The organism is Hymenobacter terricola, assembly GCF_017921975.2.
GTDB lineage: Bacteria > Bacteroidota > Bacteroidia > Cytophagales > Hymenobacteraceae > Hymenobacter > Hymenobacter terricola.
On sequence record NZ_JAGEMO020000141.1, the window covers coordinates 1 to 1,461 of the forward strand.

The following is a 1,461-nucleotide window of genomic DNA, read 5'->3' on the forward strand; positions in this document are numbered from 1 at the left end:
AAGGAGGGTTCATCTGTTCTACACAGCATCCGGGGCAACTAGCCGGCATGAAAAAAGCAGTTTCCTTGTTGCTGGGCCTGGTGGCCTTCGGCGGCCACGCCCAAGCGCCGCCCGCAGTTGTTCCCGAGCCGGCAAGCTACGTGCAGGTGGTGCCCGTGCCCGGGGCCTCGGCCGACGAACTCTACGCCCGGGCCCGCGAATGGGCGGCCCTCACCTTCGAGGATGTGCACCAGGTCCTGCAACTCGAGGACGCCCCGCGCCACCTGCTGCTGGGTAGCGGCTACACCCTGGCCCGGGCCCGCCGGCGCAACGGCGCGCTCAAAGACCCGGAGGCGCTCTGGTTTCGCTTTCGGGTGGAGGCACGCGCGGGCCGCTACCGGGTTGAGCTCACCGACCTGGCCAGCGTGCAAGGCTTTCGCGTCGGGGAGTACGCGGCCGGGGGCATCGCCGCGTGGCTGAGCGCGGCCCACGCCACGCGCGCGGCCAGTGCGCGCCACGGCGCGCCGGGTCAGGCGCTGGCCTCGCTGCTCGGGTACGGCGACGCCGAGGAGCGGGCGCAAATCCAAACGGCGCTCGACGAGGCGATGAACCGCGTGCTCAGCGACCTGCAAGCAGTCGAAACGGCCCCGTCCGCGGCTTGGTAACTCAGCAGCGTGACAGGTACTGGCCAACTCCGCCAGCGAAACGGTTCACCAAAACGGTACTGGCTTGAACGCGCGCTATTCAGCTGAACGAGCGATTAAAAATCACCTTCATTTTGCGTTGGGGGCCACCGTTGTGAGGGTCCGCCGACGCGTTTCGTAAGCTGTTGTCGTCGTTGGCGCGGCCAGCCACTGCGGCAATTGCTGAAGGTAGGCGACCGTGTAGGGCTGCCGGTGGTGCGCTTGCAACGCACCCTCACCGGCCCATTCCCCAACTACCAGAAACGTATTGGGTGCGCTGGCGTCTTCGTACAGATGGTAGCTCACGCAGCCAGCCTCCTTCCGGCTGGCGACTGCCAACTGGTTAGCGGCCCGCAGGTATTCTTCCCGGTGCTCGGCTTGAATGGGCAGCCGCGTCAGGCGCACCACCGGTAAGGCTTCGGGGCGAAGCAGCAGGGGAGAGTGGCGGGCGTACTGTCCAAATGCCATGTGGGAAGCAAAGGTCAACGTCAGCGCCAAGAAGAATTTTTGCATGAGGTCCGTAAATGAGCAGGAAACGTAATAGCTGCCAAAGAACGAGCTATTTCCACTACTATTAGTACGCTCTCAGACTAGAAAGTTTAGCTAAAGGGTGCTTTTGGTTGTTCGTCGTTGATTCCTAGAAGAGGGCAACGACATGGCGCAAGACCGACAGGCGTCCCCCACCTGAACGCCTGCTCCAACGCCTGTACGCTGCCGCGCGTGAACCGGAAAAAGCAGCGGAGCCGAAGGGCCCGCGTTTGCCCGCCTAAAACGGGTGTTTCGGCGCGTGTTTCACGGC

The 1,461-nt window shown here is 63.9% G+C and carries 2 protein-coding genes; one reads left to right on the forward strand and one right to left on the reverse strand.

Translation table 11 applies throughout. The annotated features are described in order from the left end of the window. Positions 1-644 (forward strand): DUF4468 domain-containing protein (locus tag J4G38_RS27035; protein WP_210522233.1); only part of this gene is annotated, 644 nt, incomplete at its 5' end. A 108-nt stretch (positions 645-752) separates the two neighbouring features. On the opposite strand, the gene J4G38_RS27040 is transcribed toward J4G38_RS27035, so the two are convergent. Next, positions 753-1,175, reverse strand: a complete 423-nt coding sequence (locus J4G38_RS27040) for a putative quinol monooxygenase (RefSeq protein ID WP_226163964.1) — start codon at positions 1,173-1,175, stop codon at positions 753-755. Between the last annotated feature and the right edge of the window lie 286 nt (positions 1,176-1,461).

What these genes read in the sequence shown, in the direction of transcription:
- J4G38_RS27040 (WP_226163964.1), bottom strand. Translation starts at nt 1,175, where the DNA reads ATGCAAAAATTCTTCTTGGCGCTGACGTTGACCTTTGCTTCCCACATG.